Here is a 17,897-nt window from a genome sequence, read left to right on the forward strand (position 1 = left end):
CTTGTAGCGACTACGGTATGCTTTTTGCGTGCTTAAAAAATTCACTACTGAATCGCTCAACCCATAGGCAGCCAGAATCATTCATTGAAAAAAACATAGCCATACGATATAAGATGAAAACCATATGTATAAGGCAGCAATACAATGGGCTTTCATGCAGCCAATCTAAATTCAGTCGCCGGCGTCGCCCACAATTTTGGAACCGTCAATGAAGTCGGCAGACCTAGCGACCTTTTCTATTGCTCACAGCAAAACAGCTCAACAGTAATTGAAATAGGCAAGACGCATCCTACAGGCATTATCGTAGGGGACGCCGTGTTCACCCGAACAACACGTCCAATTGGAATTATTACAGCCGATTGCTTACCTATTCTTTTGACATCGAGCTCAGAACCTTTTGTCGCTGTAATACATGCCGGCTGGAAGGGCCTATTTAGCGGAATAATCAGAAACTCTGTAGAGGCTTATCGAGGCGCAGGAGTTACACTCCGTGATCTGAAGCTTGCTATAGGTCCATCCATAGGACCATGCTGTTATGAGGTTCGCCCGCCATTGATTGAAGCCATCGAAGATAAGGATGGAAACCTGTGGCGAGGTAAAAAGGCGCCTTGGGCTCCTCATAGCAATGAATTACCTCACCCCCTCAATAAGGATAGCATGTGTCTTGATCTTAAACTTTACTGCTGCTACCTATTGGATCAGGAAGGCTTGAACTGCTCGCAAATAGAGTTAGTTGACACATGTACCTACTGCTCGGACATAAAGCTTGGAAGCTACAGAAGACGAAATCACAACTCGGAGGAAAAAACCTTCCAGTACTCCTGGATCAAACTATCCGACCGCTAAATAACGGCATCATAACTATATATACCCATTAGCAACAGCATACGTCAGCGTTTGCACTCTATTACTCGCCCCCAATTTCCGCTGCGAGTTTCGTAGATGAAAGTTCACAGTATCGACAGCCACGCCAAGAATGATAGAAACCTCCCCTGAAGTTTTGCCGTCCGCAACCCACCGTAGTATTTCTTTTTCCTTTTCTACAAGCTCAACCAGCTCACCATTTGGTGACGCCCAACCAAGCTTAATTACTTGTTCACCTATCGTGTCTGCCAACGATCTAATTATTGGCTTCAGCCCCTTGAACTCTTCATCGCTCACAGTTCCACTGAGTTTAGCAAGGTAAAGAAAGCCAAAATACCCACTTGCTTTGAAGGATGGCTGAACCACACCTTCAGATATATTGAAACCAGACACCTTAGAATTAAGCGCTAAAGGCTTTAGAAACATTTCGCCAGGTAATTTCATCGGTTCAAAAAATACCTTGCAGTGCTGAATCACTGGATCCAGCGGGGCGCAATTCATTTCTTTATAGTACTCAGCCCACTCTTCCGGCCAATTACCTAAAAACTTTATATCTGGCTTCATAAAAGGAGTGGAATTACATACCCCGTAAAGAAAGTAGTCAAAACTCAGTTCTCGAACCGAACATATTGCATTATCAACCAACTCTTCTAAAGACCCAAACCCCTTACCCCCGCTTGCCAAACTGGTCAAAGCAGAAAAATGGCAACTCATTAAACACCTCCAAACGGTACAAAACCTAGGAACCAATTTGCATGTCGCCTTCCGAGTAATCCTGTCATTAATGCCTGCCAACTGCACTAAACACAGTGTTCAGCTATGCCGCACACCCGTAGGATTTATAGTTCGCACAAGTTACCAATACCGTTCAGCTTATTTCCCACTCTATTATTTATTTAAAACATGCGGTTTTTTAGAATCACCCACTTGTCAGTCTTTGAGGAAAATGCCTCAAGGATTCGCCGCCGTTGCGTTATCGCAAGCAGCATACGACAGCCTCAAACGCGAATATCTCTCACCTTTAAAACTCCCGAATCTCCCCGCAACTGCTGCTGGTCGAAGACGACCTGCGGCTGCGTGGCTTTCAGGTCACCGCCTGCGTGGATGGCCTTGAAGGCCTGGCCGCCTGCGACGCGCGGCGCTTCGACCTGATCCTGCTCGACATCATGCTGCCCGACCTCGACGGCCTGGCACTGCTCGAACGCCTGCGCAGCCGTCAGGGCGTGCCGGTGATGCTGATGTCGGCATCAGCGGCTTCACCCGTGGTGCCGACGATTACCTGCTCAAGCCGTTCAGCCTGGCCGAGGACGTCAGCCACCAGCAGTGCAGCGCCGGCCTGACCGGCTTCGAACAAACCCTGACCCTGGGCAGCGAGTTCAGCCGCCAGGAGCTCAACGAGCCGGCGCAGGCGCGGCCCGGCTCAACCGTGGACATGCTGCAGGCCACGCAACGCCTGCGCGCCCAGCTGCAACAGGTGCCGGGCGTGCAGGTTGGTTTCAGGACCTTCCCCGACCTGAACCACGGGCAGATGCTCGACGCCTCGCCGCGCCATACGCTGGACAAGCTTTACGCCGCGCCTTCGCCGGCACGCTGAGCGCGGAACGCCCGCCGCCGCGCGCTGCGGGCAAACACCACGAACAGCGCAGCCATGGCCGTCAGCGCCATTGGCAGGCCATGCGGGGCAACCTCCATCGCGGCGCCGCTGATCAACGGCCCGATCAGGCTGCCAACCCCCCAGAGCAGGCCGACGCTGGCGTTCGCGGTCACCAGGTCCTGGCCTTTGAACTGCTGGCCGATCAGCACCAACGCCAGGGTATAGACCCCGCCTGCCACCGCACCGAGCACCACCAGCGCCGGCCACAGCAGCCACGGCATACCGATCAGCCAGGGCAGCGCCAGGCCGATCAGCATCGCCGCCACACCGCAGACCAGGTGCACGGTGGTGCGCTCGCAGCGGTCGGCCAGCCAGCCAATCGGTAGCTGAAAGAGCATGTCGCCCGTGAGGATCACCGTCACCATCAATGCCGCCACGCCCACCGCGTAGGCATGGTGAGTGGCGTATACCGGCAGCAGCGACAGCACCACCGCGTCGAAGAACGAGAAGAACAGCACACCCATGCACAGTGCCGGCGCCACCCGGAAGAACCCGCCAAGGGAGAAACTCTTCTCACCGTCGTCACCGTGCTCGACATGGTCGTTGGGCACCGTCCAGCAGATCGAGGCCAGCGCCAGCGCATAGCAGCCACTGACCAGGGTGATCACCCATGGGCTCTGCGCACCGAATAGCGCCAGCATGGCCGGGCCGAGCATCTGGAAGCCAGTGAAGGCCGTGGCGTACAGCGCCATGACCTTGCCGCGGTTGTGCTCCTCGCTCAGTTCGTTGACCCACGACTCGCCGAGGATGATCGCGATGCCCATGCCAATCCCCAGCCCCAGGCGCAGCAGGCCGAGCAGGTAGATCGAGTCGAAGGCCCAGTCGATCAGGCCGACGCTGAACGCGCACAGGCCGAAACTGAGCAGGTAGATCAGCCGCCGGGTGAGGTGCCGGCAGCAGGCGTCGACCATGAACGCCGAGAGCATCATGCCAGCCGCCGGCATCGCCGAAAGGATGCCAATCTGCAAAGTGCTGGCCCCGGCATCGAGCAGGCGCAACGACACCAGCGGCAAAGTGGCTCCCAGGCTCAAGCCAACCACGGACACGGCAAACAGCAGACCGAACAGAAAACGCTTGTTCATCACAACCACAACTCCAAACCGACCGGCGCAGGAACGACGGACGTTCACGCGCAGGCGCATACACGATCAAAAATTCGAATGCGAAACGGACCGACAGCGGCGCAGGAGGGCCGTAGTGTCAGTGGGAGCAGGCGTGCGGGGAGAAGGTGAAGGCGAACAACACGCTGCGCCGCCGCTTGAGCACCGCATCACGCGGCCAGTCACGACGCATCGCCTGCAGAACAGGCAGCGGCTTGGCGCGGTGAAGGGGGGAGCGGTTCATGGGTCGGCTACAGGGGTAAGAGAGGCCGGCACTCTAGGTGAAGCACAGGCTGCCCGTCAATCCTCGGCCGCTCTGTGACGCGCATTGGCGGCCGCCGGCTCAGCTCAGGCAATAACCATTGCGTCCGCTTTCCTTGGCCCGATACAGCGCCTGGTCGGCCAGGTACAGCACATCCTGGCCAGCGCGCCGGGCGCTGGCCACACCGATGCTCAGGGTCACCCGGCCCAGCGCTACGCCGCGGTGCTCGATGTGCTCGGCAACCACCCGCGCGCACAAACGCTCGGCGATCTGCGCGGCGTCGACGCAACCGGTGTGCTCAAGGATGATGGCGAATTCTTCGCCGCCGTAGCGACACACAGTGTCGTTGGGCCGACGCAGTACTTCGCGGAACAGCCGGGCCAGCAAGCGCAGGCATTCGTCGCCACGCTGATGGCCGTAACAGTCGTTGTAGGCCTTGAAGTGATCGACGTCGACCATCAGCAGCGACAGGCTGTCGTCACCCGCCATCGCCGCCAGCGCGCGCTGTAGCACTTCGTCAAAACGGCGGCGATTGGGCAGCCCGGTGAGCGCATCCTGCTCGGCTAGCTCACGCAACTGGGCATTCGCCAGTGCCAGCTGGGCGTTGCTGGCGGCCAGCGCCTGGCGCATCTGGCAGTGTTCGGTGATATCGCTCATGGCCAGGGTCATGCCGAGCAACTGGCCATCCAGATCGCGCGCCGCCTTCACCGCCAGCAGGTAGTTGCGGCCTTGCCAGTCGAGCACCTGATCGGCCAGGGTTTCGCCGCGCTCAAGGCAGCCCAGGCAATGCACCACGTCCAACTGCTGTGGGCTGATCAGGCTGCCCAGCGTTTGGCCAACCAGCGCCGTGACCGAGCCGCCGAGCAGTTGCGCCAGCGCGTTATTGACATTGACCAGGTTGCCCTGGCGGTCGACCAGCCCGAGGGCCACCGACGCGGCGGCGTACAGCGCTTCAAGCTGCACTTCCCGCCGATCCAGCGGGCCGATGGCCGGCGTCACGTCGCGGTCGATGCCGCGGTAGCCACTGAGCGCCCCCTGCTCGTCGAACAGCGGCACGCCGCTGGTTTCCAGCATCAGCAGACGGCCGTCGGCGCGCAGGTTGCGGTTGATCAGCCCGCTGAACGGCCGCTGCTCGGCGATGATCCCGGCGAACAGCGCGCCGACCCGCGCCGCCTCGTCGGCCGGCATGAAATCGAACGGCGTGCGCCCAAGCACCTGCTCCGGGGCGTAGCCGAGCAGGTGCCGGCTGTGCTCCGAGCAGAAGGTATAGCGGCCCTCGCGGTCCACTTCCCAGATCCAGTCGGAGTTGTGCGCAATGATCTCGCGCAGACGACGCACTTCCAGCCGTTCGGGTTCGGTAGATGAGGTAGCGGGGCTTGGCTTGGACATAAAGACAGGACTTCGGACAGACAATCGGGCGATTGCAAGCCCGCCAACTTACTGGATCTGCCCCCCGGGGAGCAATCCCGCAAGCTGGCTGGCACGGCCCTCAGCGCCTGCCGGTGGATGGCAGGAGGATCGCCAGTACACCGAACAGCGGCAGGAACGAGCACAGCCAATACACGTACTCGATGCCATGGATGTCGGCCAGGTAACCGAGCAGCGCCGCGCCGATGCCGCCAAAGCCGAACATCAGGCCGAAGAAGATCCCGGCGATCATGCCGACATTGCCCGGTACCAGTTCCTGGGCATACACGACGATGGCCGAGAACGCCGAGGCGAGGATGAAGCCGATGATCACGCTGAGCACACTGGTCCAGAACAGGTCGGCATACGGCAGCGCCAGGGTGAACGGGGCAACGCCGAGGATCGAGAACCAGATCACCGCCTTGCGCCCGATGCGGTCGCCAATCGGCCCACCGAAGAAAGTCCCGGCGGCTACCGCGCCAAGAAACAGGAACAGGTGCAACTGCGAGCTGGCTACCGACAGGTCGAATTTCTCGATCAGGTAGAAGGTGTAGTAGCTGGTGAGACTGGACATGTAGAAGTACTTGGAGAACACCAGCAGCGCCAGCACCACCAGCGCGCCGATCACCCGGTTGCGTGACAGCCCGTGGCTGGCCGCCTGGCCGCGCTTGGCCTTGAACAGGTTGAGGTGCTCCTTGTACCAGCGGCTGAGGGCGTAGGTGACCAGCAGCGCACACACCGCAAACAGACCGAACCAGGCAACGTTGCCCTGGCCGAACGGAATGATGATCGCCGCCGCCAGCAGCGGGCCGAACGCCGAGCCGGCGTTGCCGCCGACCTGGAAAGTCGATTGCGCCAGGCCGAAGCGCCCACCGGAGGCCAGCCGGGCGATCCGCGAGGTTTCCGGGTGGAAGGTCGAGGAGCCGATGCCGACCAGGGCCGCCGCCAGCAGAATCATCGGGAAGCTGCCGACATACGCCAGCATCACGATCCCCACCAGGGTGCACAGCGTGCCCAGCGGCAGCAGGTTCGGCATTGGCTTGCGGTCGGTGTAGAAGCCCACCCAGGGTTGCAGCAGCGAGGCGGTCACCTGGAAGGTCAGGGTAATCAGCCCGACCTGGGCAAAGCTTAAACCGTAGTTGGCCTTGAGCAACGGGTAGATCGACGGCAGCACCGCCTGGATCAGGTCATTGATCAGGTGCGCCAGCGCACAGGCAGCGATGATGCGCATCACCAGCGGGCTGCTCTGCACGCTGCCGGCGGTGGTCGTTGATGTAGCGGTGCTCATGGGAAGGCGTCCATCCAACAATCAATCGGGATCCAATTATCCAGAATTAGATAGCTAGCGCACTATCTCTTTTCTGGAAGCGAGGGAAAACACCGGGGGATGGGGTAGTTCTGGCTAAGCGGTTGATCGTGCGTAAAATTTTTTAAAAAGAGTGTTGACACAAATCCGTTTCGGGCGAATAATGCGCGCCACTTGGCTACATAGCTCAGTTGGTTAGAGCATAGCATTCATAATGCTGGGGTCCGGGGTTCAAGTCCCTGTGTAGCCACCAAGTACTAAAAAGGGCTTACCGCAAGGTAAGCCCTTTTTTCTTGCCTGTAGATTTGTGGTGAAGCTATCGCGGGAGCAGCCCGCTCCCACAGAAGAGCACCACCACGCCCAACCCGATCAACGCCACCCCGATCACCCGATCCAGCACCCGCTGGCGCGCCAGCATCGCCCGGCGCAGTGCCTCGCGGGAAAAGAACAGCGCAACCAGACTGAACCACACCCAGTGCGCAAACGACATGAAAAACCCATAGGCAAAATCCACCACCAAACTGCTGCCCAACTGCACCACCTGGGTATATGCACTGACCACGAACAACATCGTCTTCGGGTTCAGCGCATTGGTCAGAAACCCAGTGCGAAACGCCCCGAAGCCACTCGGGCTACCCACCCCGCCCGCCTCCAGCGACAGCGGCGTGGTGTTGCTCAGCGACTTGTAACCCAGCCACAGCAGATACCCGGCCCCCAACAGTTTCATCGCCATGAACAGCAACGGCGAATGACTGATCACCAGCGCCACCCCCAGCACCGTATACAGCACATGCACCTGCACCCCACAGGCAATCCCCAGCGCCGCCAGCAACCCGCAACGCCGGCCGAAGGCGTAGCTGTTGCGGGTGACCATGGCAAAGTCCGGGCCGGGGCTGATCACCGCCAACAGGGTAATCAGGGCCACAGCAAGCAGTTCGTTCACGCCAGTCTCCTCGATAGATACGCAAGCAATACGCACAGATCATTCCCGTGCGCCGGCATTATCGAAGGCTTCGCCCAGGCGAAAAATCGATTTATAGTGCGGCAAATCCGCTAGTTTTCCTCACACATATGAAACTGCCCGCGCTCACCGCCCTGCGCTATTTCGACGTCGCCGCCCAGACCCAAAGCTTCGTGCGCGCCGCCGAACAGCTCAACGTCACCCACGGCGCGGTCAGCCGCCAGGTGCGCCTGCTGGAAGAGCAACTGGGCATCCCGCTGTTCGAGCGGCGTAACCGGGCGATCTTTCTGACCGGCGCCGGCCGTGAGCTGCTGGCCACCACCCAGTCGATCTTCGACCAGTTGCAAGGCACGCTGCACCGTCTGCAACAAGGCAGCCGCGACGACGTGCTGGTGCTCTCCTGCGAGCCGACCCTGGCGATGAAATGGCTGATCCCGCGCCTGCCCGCCTTTCACGCCGAACACCCGGATCTGCAAGTGCAGTTGGTAGCGGCGGGCGGGCCGGTTGACCTGGTACGCGGCGGCATCGACCTGGCACTGCGTCGCGACGACTTCCGCTGGGACGACGGCGTGCACACACTCAAGGTCTGCGACGAAACCGTCGGCCCGGTATGCCGCCCTGCCCTGGCCAGCGCCAGCCTCGACGGCCAGCACCTGCTGCACAGCGCCTCGCGGCCGAGCGCCTGGAGTACCTGGCTACGCCTGAGCGGGCAGTCGGACGCCGGCAGCCTGCGCGCCGACTACCAACATTTCTACCTGTGCATTCAGGCTGCCACCGCCGGGCTGGGCATTGCCATGGCCTCGCGGCTGATGGTCGAGGACGAACTGGCCAGCGGCCAGTTGCAGGCACCATATGGCTTTATTGCCGACGGTTCGGCCTACCACCTGCTGTGCACCCAGCCGATCATGGCGGTGGACAAGTGCCGGCACTTCGCCGAGTGGGTTATTGCGCAAGCGGCTGACAGAACGACGAGCCCACGCTGAAATCCCCGCCCCAGGTACGATAGCCGGCCGTATCGAGATGAACGCGCCCCGACGGATAACGGCCCAGGCCCATGTGCCACGGCTTGCCGTAGCGCTGCCAGAAGGCGCACAACGGGTTGGGATCGGCCCAGTCCGGAAGCAGCAGGTCGACGGCGAAGGCGCGGGTGTGCGCGCTGTTGCTAGCGCCGCCGGCACAGCGGTTAAGCAGCGGGTCGCGGTAGGCCGACACCACCTCATAGCGGCCCAGCACGCCCCGCTCACCGAGCAGCTTGAGCAGTTGCAGGGTGCCTTGCACATCCTTCCACTGCGCCCGCGGCGGTACGGCGAATGGCTGCGCCGAGCACCGCCGCCAATCGCTGGCCGAGCGCAGCAGTTGATACAACGGCACCACGCCATAGAGCCGGGCATCCACCAGCATTTCACGAAAATCACGGGTGTCGTGAGTGCCGGTCCATTGCGCGAATGCCCACAGGTCGCGTTCGTCGGCGCGGGCGGCGCTGGCGAGCAGCAAGCCGCTGATCAAGATCGTTTTCAGTGCATTGCGCATTGGCCACTTATCCCCTTTTCTTCCCAGGGCAAACTCCCCCAGTATGGCAACCCTCCCGACTGGAGGGAGGCACACGACAAGGAGTTAAGCATGCACAAGACCCTGCACCTGGCCATCGGTCTCGCCGCCCTTGGCCTGAGCGCCGCCGCCCAGGCCGACGTCCAGGTGGCACTGGGCAGCACGGAACGCGTCACCCGGCTGTTCGCCTACCCCAATAACTGCAACGTGATCTGCTTCCGTGACTGGACGCTGGAACAGACGGTCAAGCATTACCTGACCCAGAGCGTGCAGCGCGACGGCTACCCGGCCGCGACGGTCGCGGTGCGCCGCGACAACGACAGGCTGCATGCCGAGATCACAGGCGTGCCGGCCAGCTATGCCAAGCCGTTGCAGGCGCTGCTCGACACCGGCGAGCTGGCCTACGAGGGCGCGCGCCAGCTGAACCGCGAGCAGAAGTGGGCGTACAACTGGTACCTGTTCCTGCCGCTGGGCATGGCCCTGGAAAACCGCCGCAGCATCGAGCTGCTGCACTTCCCGCCGGATTATTCGCTGACCCAGGCGCAGGACTACCTGCGCTCGAATACCACCGACCGCTGGGCCAGCCTGCTCACCTTCAACGGCATTGCGGCGGACCAGACGCCCGCGTTCCAGACCATCGTCGACATCGCCCCGATTGCGGCGCCAGCCAGTGCCGGCAAGGATCTTGAGGGGGTATACGGGTACTTCAAGGATTACCAGGTGCGCATGGTCCAGGAGGTGACGAAGACCGCGCAGGACGCTTCGTTGCCGATGGTGGCGTTTGGTGCGCCGGTGCGCGCGTGGATCCAGCAGCAATACGGGCCGAACCTGAAAGTGCTGGGCCTGGCGACGATCAGCCCGACGCCGGGGCAACAAGTGCCGGTGCTGGGCTCGAACCACCCGAGTGCGATCTGGTATGCGGCAGACCCGGCGAACAACGACGGCAATCAGGACAAAGCCGATGCAGCCGGGCTGAAGATGATGGGCCAGGATCTGAGCGCGGCGTGCTGGCAGGCGGGGCTGGGCACTAACCCTCGGGCAAATGCGCAAGCGACGCTGACGGCCTGTACGCAGAAGTGGCAGGTAACGGCGAAGAAGCAGACCTGTGAACTGTTTTACCGAACGATCCGCCACATGACCCCGGAACAAGCTGGAGCCAAGTGCAACAGCGGGCCGGTAACCCGGGTACTGCGGGAGCTGCAGAAGCCGGTAGAAGAACGCTAGGGCCCTGTCGGGTCGCCGCATCGCCGCTCCCACAGGAAGGTGCAGTGCCCTTGTGGGAGCGCCGATGCGGCGACCCGACTCGTCCCGCGATGGGCTGCAACGCAGCCCTAATCCTGCGCCCGCAACCGATACTGCGGCGGCAACTGCTCAAAGCCGCTGATGGTGGTGTTCAGGCTCTTCCAGCGACCATCCTTGATCCCATAGATGCAACCATGGATCGACAGGCTCTGCCCGCGATGCCAGGCATTCTGCACAATACTGGTATGCCCCACGTTCGCCACCTGCTGGATCACGTTCAGCTCACACAGGCGATCCACCCGCTCCTCCTCGGTGGCCAACGTCGCCAGCTCGACCCGATTCTCGTAGTAGACGTCCCGAATCGAACGCAACCAGCCGTCGATCAGCCCCAGCTGGCGATCCTGCATCGACGCCCGCACTCCGCCGCAGCCGTAATGCCCAGTTACCAGGATGTGCTTCACCTTCAGTACATCCACTGCGTACTGAATCACCGACAGGCAATTGAGGTCGGTATGCAGCACCACGTTCGCCACATTGCGGTGCACGAACAGGTCACCGGGCAACATGCCGACAATCTCGTTGGCCGGCACCCGCGCATCGGAACAGCCAATCCAGAGAAATTCGGGCGTCTGCTGACGCGCCAGCTTGGCGAAGAAGTCCGGATCTTTCTGCTTGATCGCATCGGCCCAGCGCGCGTTGTTATCAATCAGTTCTTGTAGATCGTGCATGCCTCTAGCCTCATGGTTGATACGTCGTTGAATCGTCCACCCGCGCACATCGACGACAGCCCGGACCGCACGGGCGAACCTAGTCGATCAGCGTGCAGGCCATCACCAGGGCGTCTTCGCGACCACCGGCAATCGGGTAGTAGTCGCGCCGCCGCCCGATCTCGTTGAAACCATAGCGCTCGTACAGCCGATAGGCGGACTGATTGCTGGCGCGCACTTCCAGGAAGCACTCGCGGCCATTCATTTCGTAGGCGCGCTTCATCAGCTCTTCCAGCAGGCGCAAGCCCAGGCCACGGCCCTGGCTTTCCGGCTTGATGGTAATGTTGAGCAGGTGCGCCTCGTCGATGATCACGTTGATCACGCCGTGGCCGACCTGCTGGCTGCCTTCGAACATCAGCCAGATTTCATACGACTTGAGCCCATCGAGGAAAATCCCGCGGGTCCATGGGTGGCTAAAGGCTGCGTATTCGATTTTCAGTACCGCATCCAGATCCGCCTCGGTCATGCGGCGGAAACTGATCGTGTCACTCATTGCTCGTTTTCCAGCGCGCCATCAGCCGGCGCATGGCTTGCCAGACGTCCGCCTTGCGCTGCGGTTCGTCCATCAACAATTCAAGGCCAGGCAAGGCCCAGGCAGTGCCCAGGCCCTCCACCGGCAATTCTCGGTAATACGCCTGTTCGTCGGCTTCGCCGGCAAAGCGTACGGCAGGCAGGCCGACCAGCCACAGGCAGCTGCACGGCGCCTCTTCGAGCCGGGCAAGGATAAAGCCCTGGACGAAATCGCGCGCCGCCTCCGGCCCCTGGTCGAGGTTGCCGCGCACCAGCAGCGGCCAGCGCACCGGCTCGCCAATGATCTGCGGGCTGTCCGGCAGGCCGGCGGCGCGCAGCATGTCCTTGAGCAACAGGTAGGACGGATCGCGGCTCTGGAACGGCTCGCCGGTGGCCAGCTCGACCAGCACCAGGCAACTGCCGGCACGCAGCAACTGCAGGGCAAAGCGTGGCGGCGGAACGACAGCGCGCTTGGCCACGACCGCGGCCGGCTTGTCGTCTTCGACCGGCTTGCTCGCGGCCTTGCTGACCACGCTCGGGCGCGGAATCTCGATCTTCGGCCGCGACGCAGGTGCGGCCGCTGGCGTTGCAGCCTTCTGCGGCGCGGCCTGCGGCAGCAGCGGCGCCTCTTCGAGCAACGGCTCGGGCGGCAGCAGCAGCTCCGGGCGCGACGGCGCGGCGAACGGCAGTTCGGTACGCGGCAGCCAGTGCACCACTTGCATGGCGTTCAGGTAAGCGCGGCGGCGGGACTCGATTAGCAAGGAAGATCGGCCATCTGTGGATAAGTCTGGGGCGACATTCTACCGCCGTTGCACCCGATACGCCGCACTCGATCGGCAGAAAACCGCCCGAACACCGGTCGAAACGATCAGGGGGTGAAGCCAAGCCCACCTGATGCAGTACAATCGGCGCTTTTATTTGGCAACGAGTCGACCCGCCAATGATCGAACCCAAGCGCGTCCTGCGCGCCCTCGCCGAACACTGGGCCCTGCTTGAGCCGCTCTGCGAGCGTTTCGACGGGGGCACGCTGAGCCTGGGCGAACTGCGTCAGCAACTGGCCGCCCAGCAGCTGGACAGCACCCCCCAGGACATCACCAGCCTGCTCGATGTGTGGATCCGCCTGGACATTCTGGTCCCGGTCGCCAAAAGCCCGAACCGTTTCGAGCTCAACGCGCAGATCCACGACTTCCTCGCTTACCTGCGCCGCGAGCACCGGCTGGGCCTGTGCCTGGAGATCGAAGCCTACCTGCGTCACCTGGAGCGCCTCGCCGGGCACATTCAGGACGCCTTCGAGATCCGCGACGGCAATGACCTGGCCCGCCAACTGCGGCTGCTCGACATGCGCGTGCGCGACGTGCTGAAAAAACTCGACAACGATGAACAGGCGCTGGTCGCGGTGGCCGAACGGGCCAAGACCAGCGACCGGCAGATCCCGCTGCGCCAGCGTTACGCCGAGGTGCTGGCCACCTGGGACGAATACGTCGAACCGATGATCCAACTGGTGAACGCCGACGGCGCCTTCGAGCAGGGCGTGCGCAAGGTCGAAACCGTGCTGTTGCGCCTGCTCGGCGAGCAGGCCCGGCTCGGCCACCTGGTCGACGACGACATGCTGCTGCGCACCCACGCGCGGATCCTGGAAATGCAGACCAGCGCCCAGCTGACCCTGCGCAAGGCCCGCGAACTGCTGCTGCCGCTGCGCGAAGAAGCACGCCGGCACAACGCCGTGACCCGTGGCGCCGCGCTGGCCCTGTCGGTGATCCGCCGCAAGGGCCTGGACGCCGTGCCACAGGCGGCCATGCCATTGTTCACCCGACCGCAGAGCACCTTCCTCGGCAGTGCCAGCCAGGTCGAAGCCTATGTCTATGCCCTGGCGCGCTTCGAACCGAAGCCGGCGCAGTTCCCCAAGGCGCACAAAGCCAACAAAGGTGAGCCGCAACGCGCACCGCGTACGGTCAAGGAAATGCTTGAGCGCTGCGAAGATGCCCTGCCGCTGCCGGACCTGATGGTCTGGCTGCTGGAGCAGGAGCCGGAAGGCGCCACCGACGAATTGCTCTACTGGTTCTCGCGCCTGTCGCGGGAAAAACGCTTTGCCCGCGAGCGCCTCGAACGCCGTGACTACCTCACCCACGAGCACCGGGTCAGCCTGCGCTCGTTCGCCCTGACTTCCAGCCGCGCGCCATCGCCCGAGACTACTGCGAGCCCTGCCAATGCATCTTGATCTTTCCGAACTGACCCAGCTCGCAGCGATCTTCCGCGAGCTGTTCAAGGGCTTCCACATCAGCCGCCGCGACCCGGAGCTGTACGCCCAACTGTCGAACTTTCAGGACCAGTACCGGGGCCTGTTCCGCGCCCTCGGTTTCGAGCTGGTATGCGACACCCGAGGCTTCTACTACTTCGTCCCCGAGCAGGCGGCCGCGCAGGTCAACAAGACCGCCCAGCGCCTGTCGCTGTTCACCTTCATCCTGGTCGAGCACCTGGCCGACCAGGGCCGCGACCCGATGGCCGTGCTCGACGGCGGCAGCCTCGGCCGCGACGAACTGCCATCGTTGCTGGAAAAGTACCGCGACCTGTTCATCCAGGCCGAAGTGCAGACCAGCGACGAGCTGGAAGAGAAGATCATGCGCCGCATGACCCAACTGGGCTTTGCCAGCGAAGACAACGGCATCTACCGCTTCCTGCCGCCGATGCACCGCTTCCTCGATGTCTGCCTGTCGGTTCAGCAGGACCGCGACCTGGCTGCCAGCCTGCACAGCGCGCTGCCGCTGCCAACCCCGGAGCTGATCGACGAAGACCGCGACGAGCAGCTGCTCAAGACCGACGACCCGCTCGACCTGAGCCCCTTCGAGGCGTCTGAGGAAACCGAAGAACAGGCCCTGGCCCGCGCCATCGCCGAAGAGCAACAGGAGATCGATGCATGAGCCAGGAACGCTACGGCATTCGCCGCTTTGCACTGCTCAACACGGCCGGCTACAGCCTCGGGCTGTTCCCGCTGGAGCACCCGCTGTCGGTGTACGGCGCCAACAACCTGGGCAAGAGTGCGTCGATCAACGCCCTGCAGTTCCCGATTCTGGCGCGCATGTCGGACATGAGCTTCGGCAAGTACAGCCTGGAACAGTCGCGGCGCTTCTACTTTGCCAGCGACACCAGCTACATTCTCTGCGAAGTCAACCTGCCGCACGGCCCGCACGTGATCGGCGTGGTCGGTCGCGGCCCAGGCGGCGGCTTCGGCCACCAGTTCTTCGCCTATGCCGGCGAGCTGGACCTGGCCCACTACCAGCAGAACGACACCTGCCTGCGGCAGAAAGAGCTGTTCAGCAACCTTGAGCGCAATGGCCTGAAAGCCTACGAGCTCAAACCCGACGAACTGCGCCGGCTACTGGTCGGCGGGCACACCTCGGTGCCGCTGGACCTGACCCTGATCCCGCTGCGCTCCACCAGCGAGCAGAGCCTGAAAACCTTCCGCGCACTGTTCATCAACCTGCTGCACATGCGCGAGATCACTGCCGCCAAGCTCAAGCAGCTGTTCCTCGACGCCTTCGAGCACAGCCTGCGTTCAGGCAGCGTCGACTACATCGCCGCCTGCGAAGAAGCCTTCCGCGACGTGCGCCGCATGGAACAGGACTACAACTCGCTGGTGTCCGCCGGCCCGCTGGTCGAGGCCCTGGCCAACGGCGTGGCCCAGCGCGACATCCTGCGCGGCAAGCTGCACCGCTTGTCGCCGCTGCTCGACTCGCTGCTCGGCACCTGGCAGGACTACGCCGAAGCCCGGCGCGAAGAGCTGGTGATCCAGTCCGAACACTACCGCGGCGAGCAGGACAGCCTGCAGAACGACCAGCGCGGCGGCACCCAGGAACTGATGCGCCTGGAGCGGGAAATCACCGGCATCCAGCGCTGGCTGGGCGAGCTGTCGGTGCTCAAGCATCGCTTTGCGTTGGTCGACGACGTCAAGGTGCTGGAGCAGCAGTTGCTCGCCGCCAAGGACGCCCACGACGAACTGGCCGGCGCCCTGGCGCAGTCGCGCCAGTTCAGCGCCGAAGACCTCGAAGAGCGTCTGCGCGACTTGGAAAAACGCCTGAAATCGGTGAAACAGCAACTCGATCACGCCGACAACAACAGCTATGCGCGCCTGCGCGAAGAGTTCTCTCAGCAGGATGTCGAGCGCCTGATGCGCCTGTTCAACGGTGCCCTGTTCAGCCTGCCGCTGGGCGAGCGCGGCATCGAGTTGGACGACAGCGACGTCTGGGTGAAATCCCTGGAAGCGGTGCTCGACGGCTTCAAGGGCGAGCGTTTCGAGGCACCGGGGCTGTCCATCGACCTCTCGCACATCGAACCGCCGGCCTTGCAGGCACTGGCCGACCGCGCCGCCCTGCGCGACCAGAAGGAACGCCTGGAGAAGGAGCTCAAGCAGCTCAAGACCCAGCAGGCCGTGGCCGCCGACCGCGCCGCGAGCAAAACCCAGACCGAAGCGCTGTACCAGCAGGTACTGGATGCGCAGAAGGCCCTGGAAGACTACCGTCGCGCCCAGACCCTGTCGGCCGAGGAAGGCGACAAGCTTGAGCAACTGGCACAGATGGAGGCCGCGCAGGACGACCTGAAGCGCTCCAGCGATGCCTTCACCGAGCGCGTCCAGCAGCTCTCGGCCAAGCTGCAACTGGTGGGCCGGCAGATTGCCGACCTCGAAGCCAAGCAGCGCACCCTCGACGATGCCCTGCGCCGCCGCCAACTGCTGCCGGCCGACCTGCCGTTCGGCACGCCGTTCATGGAGCCGGTCGATGACTCGATGGACAACCTGCTGCCGCTGCTCAACGACTACCAGGACAGCTGGCAGGGCCTGATGCGTTGCGACGGCCAGATCGAGGCGCTGTATGCCCAGGTGCGCCTGAAAGGCGTGGCCAAGTTCGACAGCGAAGACGACATGGAGCGCCGCCTGCAGCTGCTGATCAACGCTTATGCACACCGCACCGACGAAGCCCTGACCCTGGGCAAGGCGCGCCGCGCGGCGGTCACCGACATCGCGCGGACACTGCGCAACATCCGTAGCGACTACGACAGCCTCGAACATCAGTTGGCCTTGTTCAACCGCGAGATCAACAAGCGTCAGGTGTCCAACCTGCAGAGCTTCCGCATCGTGCTGGCGCCGAACAAGGAAGCACTCAAGCACATCGACCAGATCATCCACAGCGCCGGCCAGTACGAGGAAGGCGAGACGCTGTCGGTGTTCGACCTGAGCCAGAGCGCCGAGCAGGACAACAAGAACGAAGAGGCCAAGGAATACCTGGCCCGGCTGGTGGCGGCAAACCACAACCAGCTGGGCCTGAAGGACCTGTTCGAGCTGGCGTTCGAGATCACCAAGGTGGGCGGTCAGCCGATCATCCATACCGACATCGATGGCGCAGCATCGAACGGCACCACGATGACCATCAAGGCGCTGACCAACATGTACCTGTTGCTGCACTTGATGGACCGCGACCTGGCCGGGCGGGTGCGCCTGCCGTACTACCTGGACGAAGCGGCAGACATCGACGAACGCAACCAGGCAGCGCTGCTGGAGACCAGCTTGCAGTTGGGCTTCGTACCGATCCTGGCGAGCGTGAAGCCGCAGGTGTCGGCACACGTGGCCATCGACCTGGAAGGCGGCAGCGGCCCGAACGGGATCTACATCGACGAGGCAGACTGGAAGTACATCAGCCGGCTGGATGTGGAGAAGACGGTGGTGCGCGAGGAAGCGGAAGAAGCTTCGGCGTGAGGCTGTTGGACTAGCACGCTCCCACAGGGCACAGCGGAGCCTTTGTGGGAGCGGGCTAGTCCCGCGATGAAGTCAACGTGGTCTTACTGCGCCCACGGCAAGATCGGAATCGCCGTCACCGCATTCTGCGGGCTGCCTTCGATCAAGCGGTCGCTGTACACCAGGTACACCAGGGTATTGCGCTTCTTGTCCAGGAAACGCACCACCTGCATGGTCTTGAACACCAGCGAGGTGCGCTCCTTGAACACCTCCTCGCCATCCTTCAACTGCCCCTTGAAGTTGATCGGCCCCACCTGGCGGCAGGCAATCGACGCTTCCGCGCGATCCTCGGCCAGGCCCAGACCGCCCTTCACACCGCCGGTCTTGGCCCGCGACAGGTAGCACGTCACGCCGTCCACTTTCGGATCGTCGAACGCTTCCACCACAATCCGGTCATTCGGCCCGACGAACTTGAACACCGTCGATACCTGGCCAATTTCTTCGGCCGCGGCCACCACCGGCAGTGCCAGCAGTGCCGCCATCATCATTCC

The 17,897-nt window shown here is 62.5% G+C and carries 18 protein-coding genes, 1 tRNA gene and 1 pseudogene; 9 read left to right on the plus strand and 11 right to left on the minus strand.

The features are described 5' to 3' along the window. The first annotated feature begins 144 nt into the window (after nt 1-144). Nucleotides 145-846, plus strand: coding sequence for a polyphenol oxidase family protein (locus DCO48_RS23140; protein ID WP_116549127.1), 702 nt, complete (start codon nt 145-147; stop codon nt 844-846). A 15-nt stretch (nt 847-861) separates the two neighbouring features. On the opposite strand, the gene DCO48_RS02985 is transcribed toward DCO48_RS23140, so the two are convergent. Continuing rightward, on the minus strand, nt 862-1,578 hold the full coding sequence (locus DCO48_RS02985) for an autoinducer binding domain-containing protein (protein ID WP_116549128.1): 717 nt from the start codon (nt 1,576-1,578) through the stop codon (nt 862-864). Between the two features lie 320 nt (nt 1,579-1,898). On the opposite strand from DCO48_RS02985, the pseudogene DCO48_RS02990 reads away from it, so the two are divergent. Then, nucleotides 1,899-2,170, plus strand: a pseudogene (locus DCO48_RS02990) (response regulator transcription factor); the annotation flags it as partial. 120 nt (nt 2,171-2,290) lie between these two features. After that, nucleotides 2,291-2,458, plus strand: a complete 168-nt coding sequence (locus DCO48_RS22670) for a hypothetical protein (RefSeq protein ID WP_165840717.1) — start codon at nt 2,291-2,293, stop codon at nt 2,456-2,458. Here DCO48_RS22670 and DCO48_RS02995 read toward each other — a convergent pair. From DCO48_RS02995 to DCO48_RS03005, 4 genes are all read right to left on the minus strand, one after another. Beyond that, nucleotides 2,431-3,600: an MFS transporter gene (locus DCO48_RS02995; protein ID WP_116549129.1), complete on the minus strand. Its 1,170-nt coding sequence runs from the start codon at nt 3,598-3,600 to the stop codon at nt 2,431-2,433. The genes DCO48_RS22670 and DCO48_RS02995 overlap by 28 nt on opposite strands. A gap of 118 nt (nt 3,601-3,718) precedes the next feature. Beyond that, nucleotides 3,719-3,862 carry a hypothetical protein gene (locus DCO48_RS22675; RefSeq protein ID WP_165840718.1) on the minus strand — a complete coding sequence of 48 codons (144 nt, stop codon included), beginning with the start codon at nt 3,860-3,862 and terminating at the stop codon, nt 3,719-3,721. Nucleotides 3,863-3,961: 99 nt separating this feature from the next. Further along, nucleotides 3,962-5,269, minus strand: coding sequence for a diguanylate cyclase (locus DCO48_RS03000; protein ID WP_116549130.1), 1,308 nt, complete (start codon nt 5,267-5,269; stop codon nt 3,962-3,964). Nucleotides 5,270-5,369: 100 nt separating this feature from the next. Continuing rightward, complete coding sequence (locus DCO48_RS03005) at nt 5,370-6,575, minus strand: MFS transporter (protein ID WP_116549131.1); 1,206 nt, start codon at nt 6,573-6,575, stop codon at nt 5,370-5,372. A 194-nt stretch (nt 6,576-6,769) separates the two neighbouring features. Between DCO48_RS03005 and DCO48_RS03010 the strand changes: the two genes are divergently transcribed. Further along, nucleotides 6,770-6,846, plus strand: a tRNA-Met gene (locus tag DCO48_RS03010). A gap of 63 nt (nt 6,847-6,909) precedes the next feature. Here DCO48_RS03010 and DCO48_RS03015 read toward each other — a convergent pair. Beyond that, nucleotides 6,910-7,536 (minus strand): LysE family translocator, encoded by a 627-nt coding sequence (locus DCO48_RS03015; protein WP_116549132.1) that lies wholly within the window; start codon nt 7,534-7,536, stop codon nt 6,910-6,912. Between the two features lie 128 nt (nt 7,537-7,664). Between DCO48_RS03015 and DCO48_RS03020 the strand changes: the two genes are divergently transcribed. Continuing rightward, entirely contained in the window at nt 7,665-8,537 is an 873-nt protein-coding gene (locus DCO48_RS03020) for a LysR substrate-binding domain-containing protein (protein ID WP_116549133.1), read from the plus strand. Here the strand turns inward: DCO48_RS03020 and DCO48_RS03025 are convergent. Continuing rightward, nucleotides 8,497-9,084 (minus strand): D-Ala-D-Ala carboxypeptidase family metallohydrolase, encoded by a 588-nt coding sequence (locus DCO48_RS03025; protein WP_116549134.1) that lies wholly within the window; start codon nt 9,082-9,084, stop codon nt 8,497-8,499. The two genes, DCO48_RS03020 and DCO48_RS03025, sit on opposite strands and share 41 nt — an antisense overlap. A gap of 90 nt (nt 9,085-9,174) precedes the next feature. Between DCO48_RS03025 and DCO48_RS03030 the strand changes: the two genes are divergently transcribed. Then, the gene (locus DCO48_RS03030; RefSeq protein ID WP_116549135.1) at nt 9,175-10,326 is read left to right on the plus strand and encodes a hypothetical protein; all 1,152 of its coding nucleotides are present in this window, start codon (nt 9,175-9,177) and stop codon (nt 10,324-10,326) included. A gap of 107 nt (nt 10,327-10,433) precedes the next feature. Here the strand turns inward: DCO48_RS03030 and can are convergent, their stop codons facing one another. The 3 genes from can to DCO48_RS03045 form a co-directional block, all read right to left on the minus strand. Further along, a complete protein-coding gene (gene can, locus DCO48_RS03035) occupies nt 10,434-11,072 on the minus strand; it encodes a carbonate dehydratase (RefSeq protein ID WP_116549136.1) in 639 nt (212 codons plus the stop codon). Nucleotides 11,073-11,151: 79 nt separating this feature from the next. Further along, nucleotides 11,152-11,604, minus strand: a complete 453-nt coding sequence (gene rimI / locus DCO48_RS03040; RefSeq protein WP_116549137.1) for a ribosomal protein S18-alanine N-acetyltransferase — start codon at nt 11,602-11,604, stop codon at nt 11,152-11,154. Beyond that, nucleotides 11,597-12,382, minus strand: a complete 786-nt coding sequence (locus tag DCO48_RS03045; RefSeq protein ID WP_116549138.1) for an energy transducer TonB — start codon at nt 12,380-12,382, stop codon at nt 11,597-11,599. Before DCO48_RS03045 ends, rimI begins: the two co-directional genes overlap by 8 nt. 179 nt (nt 12,383-12,561) lie before the next feature. On the opposite strand from DCO48_RS03045, the gene mksB reads away from it, so the two are divergent. The 3 genes from mksB to mksF are packed head-to-tail and all read left to right on the plus strand — an operon-like array spanning nt 12,562 to nt 17,367. Continuing rightward, nucleotides 12,562-13,839, plus strand: a complete 1,278-nt coding sequence (gene mksB, locus DCO48_RS03050) for an Mks condensin complex protein MksB (protein WP_116549139.1) — start codon at nt 12,562-12,564, stop codon at nt 13,837-13,839. Next, entirely contained in the window at nt 13,829-14,539 is a 711-nt protein-coding gene (gene mksE / locus DCO48_RS03055) for an Mks condensin complex protein MksE (protein WP_116549140.1), read from the plus strand. Before mksB ends, mksE begins: the two co-directional genes overlap by 11 nt. Further along, nucleotides 14,536-17,367 (plus strand): Mks condensin complex protein MksF, encoded by a 2,832-nt coding sequence (gene mksF / locus DCO48_RS03060; RefSeq protein WP_116549141.1) that lies wholly within the window; start codon nt 14,536-14,538, stop codon nt 17,365-17,367. Before mksE ends, mksF begins: the two co-directional genes overlap by 4 nt. Nucleotides 17,368-17,450: 83 nt before the next feature. Here mksF and DCO48_RS03065 read toward each other — a convergent pair whose 3' ends face one another. Beyond that, nucleotides 17,451-17,894 carry a CreA family protein gene (locus DCO48_RS03065; protein ID WP_165840720.1) on the minus strand — a complete coding sequence of 148 codons (444 nt, stop codon included), beginning with the start codon at nt 17,892-17,894 and terminating at the stop codon, nt 17,451-17,453. Nucleotides 17,895-17,897: the final 3 nt, after the last annotated feature.

It is taken from the genome of Pseudomonas sp. SDI (assembly GCF_003105155.1).
Lineage (GTDB): Bacteria > Pseudomonadota > Gammaproteobacteria > Pseudomonadales > Pseudomonadaceae > Aquipseudomonas.

Coding starts and splice junctions, on each gene's coding strand:
- mksE (WP_116549140.1), top strand. CDS start 13,829: ATGCATCTTGATCTTTCCGAACTGACCCAGCTCGCAGCGATCTTCCGC.
- DCO48_RS03030 (WP_116549135.1), top strand. CDS start 9,175: ATGCACAAGACCCTGCACCTGGCCATCGGTCTCGCCGCCCTTGGCCTG.
- DCO48_RS23140 (WP_116549127.1), top strand. CDS start 145: ATGGGCTTTCATGCAGCCAATCTAAATTCAGTCGCCGGCGTCGCCCAC.
- DCO48_RS03065 (WP_165840720.1), bottom strand. CDS start 17,894: ATGATGATGGCGGCACTGCTGGCACTGCCGGTGGTGGCCGCGGCCGAA.
- DCO48_RS02995 (WP_116549129.1), bottom strand. CDS start 3,600: ATGAACAAGCGTTTTCTGTTCGGTCTGCTGTTTGCCGTGTCCGTGGTT.
- rimI (WP_116549137.1), bottom strand. CDS start 11,604: ATGAGTGACACGATCAGTTTCCGCCGCATGACCGAGGCGGATCTGGAT.
- DCO48_RS03025 (WP_116549134.1), bottom strand. CDS start 9,084: ATGCGCAATGCACTGAAAACGATCTTGATCAGCGGCTTGCTGCTCGCC.
- DCO48_RS03005 (WP_116549131.1), bottom strand. CDS start 6,575: ATGAGCACCGCTACATCAACGACCACCGCCGGCAGCGTGCAGAGCAGC.
- DCO48_RS03020 (WP_116549133.1), top strand. CDS start 7,665: ATGAAACTGCCCGCGCTCACCGCCCTGCGCTATTTCGACGTCGCCGCC.
- mksB (WP_116549139.1), top strand. CDS start 12,562: ATGATCGAACCCAAGCGCGTCCTGCGCGCCCTCGCCGAACACTGGGCC.
- can (WP_116549136.1), bottom strand. CDS start 11,072: ATGCACGATCTACAAGAACTGATTGATAACAACGCGCGCTGGGCCGAT.
- DCO48_RS22675 (WP_165840718.1), bottom strand. CDS start 3,862: ATGAACCGCTCCCCCCTTCACCGCGCCAAGCCGCTGCCTGTTCTGCAG.
- mksF (WP_116549141.1), top strand. CDS start 14,536: ATGAGCCAGGAACGCTACGGCATTCGCCGCTTTGCACTGCTCAACACG.
- DCO48_RS03000 (WP_116549130.1), bottom strand. CDS start 5,269: ATGTCCAAGCCAAGCCCCGCTACCTCATCTACCGAACCCGAACGGCTG.
- DCO48_RS02985 (WP_116549128.1), bottom strand. CDS start 1,578: ATGAGTTGCCATTTTTCTGCTTTGACCAGTTTGGCAAGCGGGGGTAAG.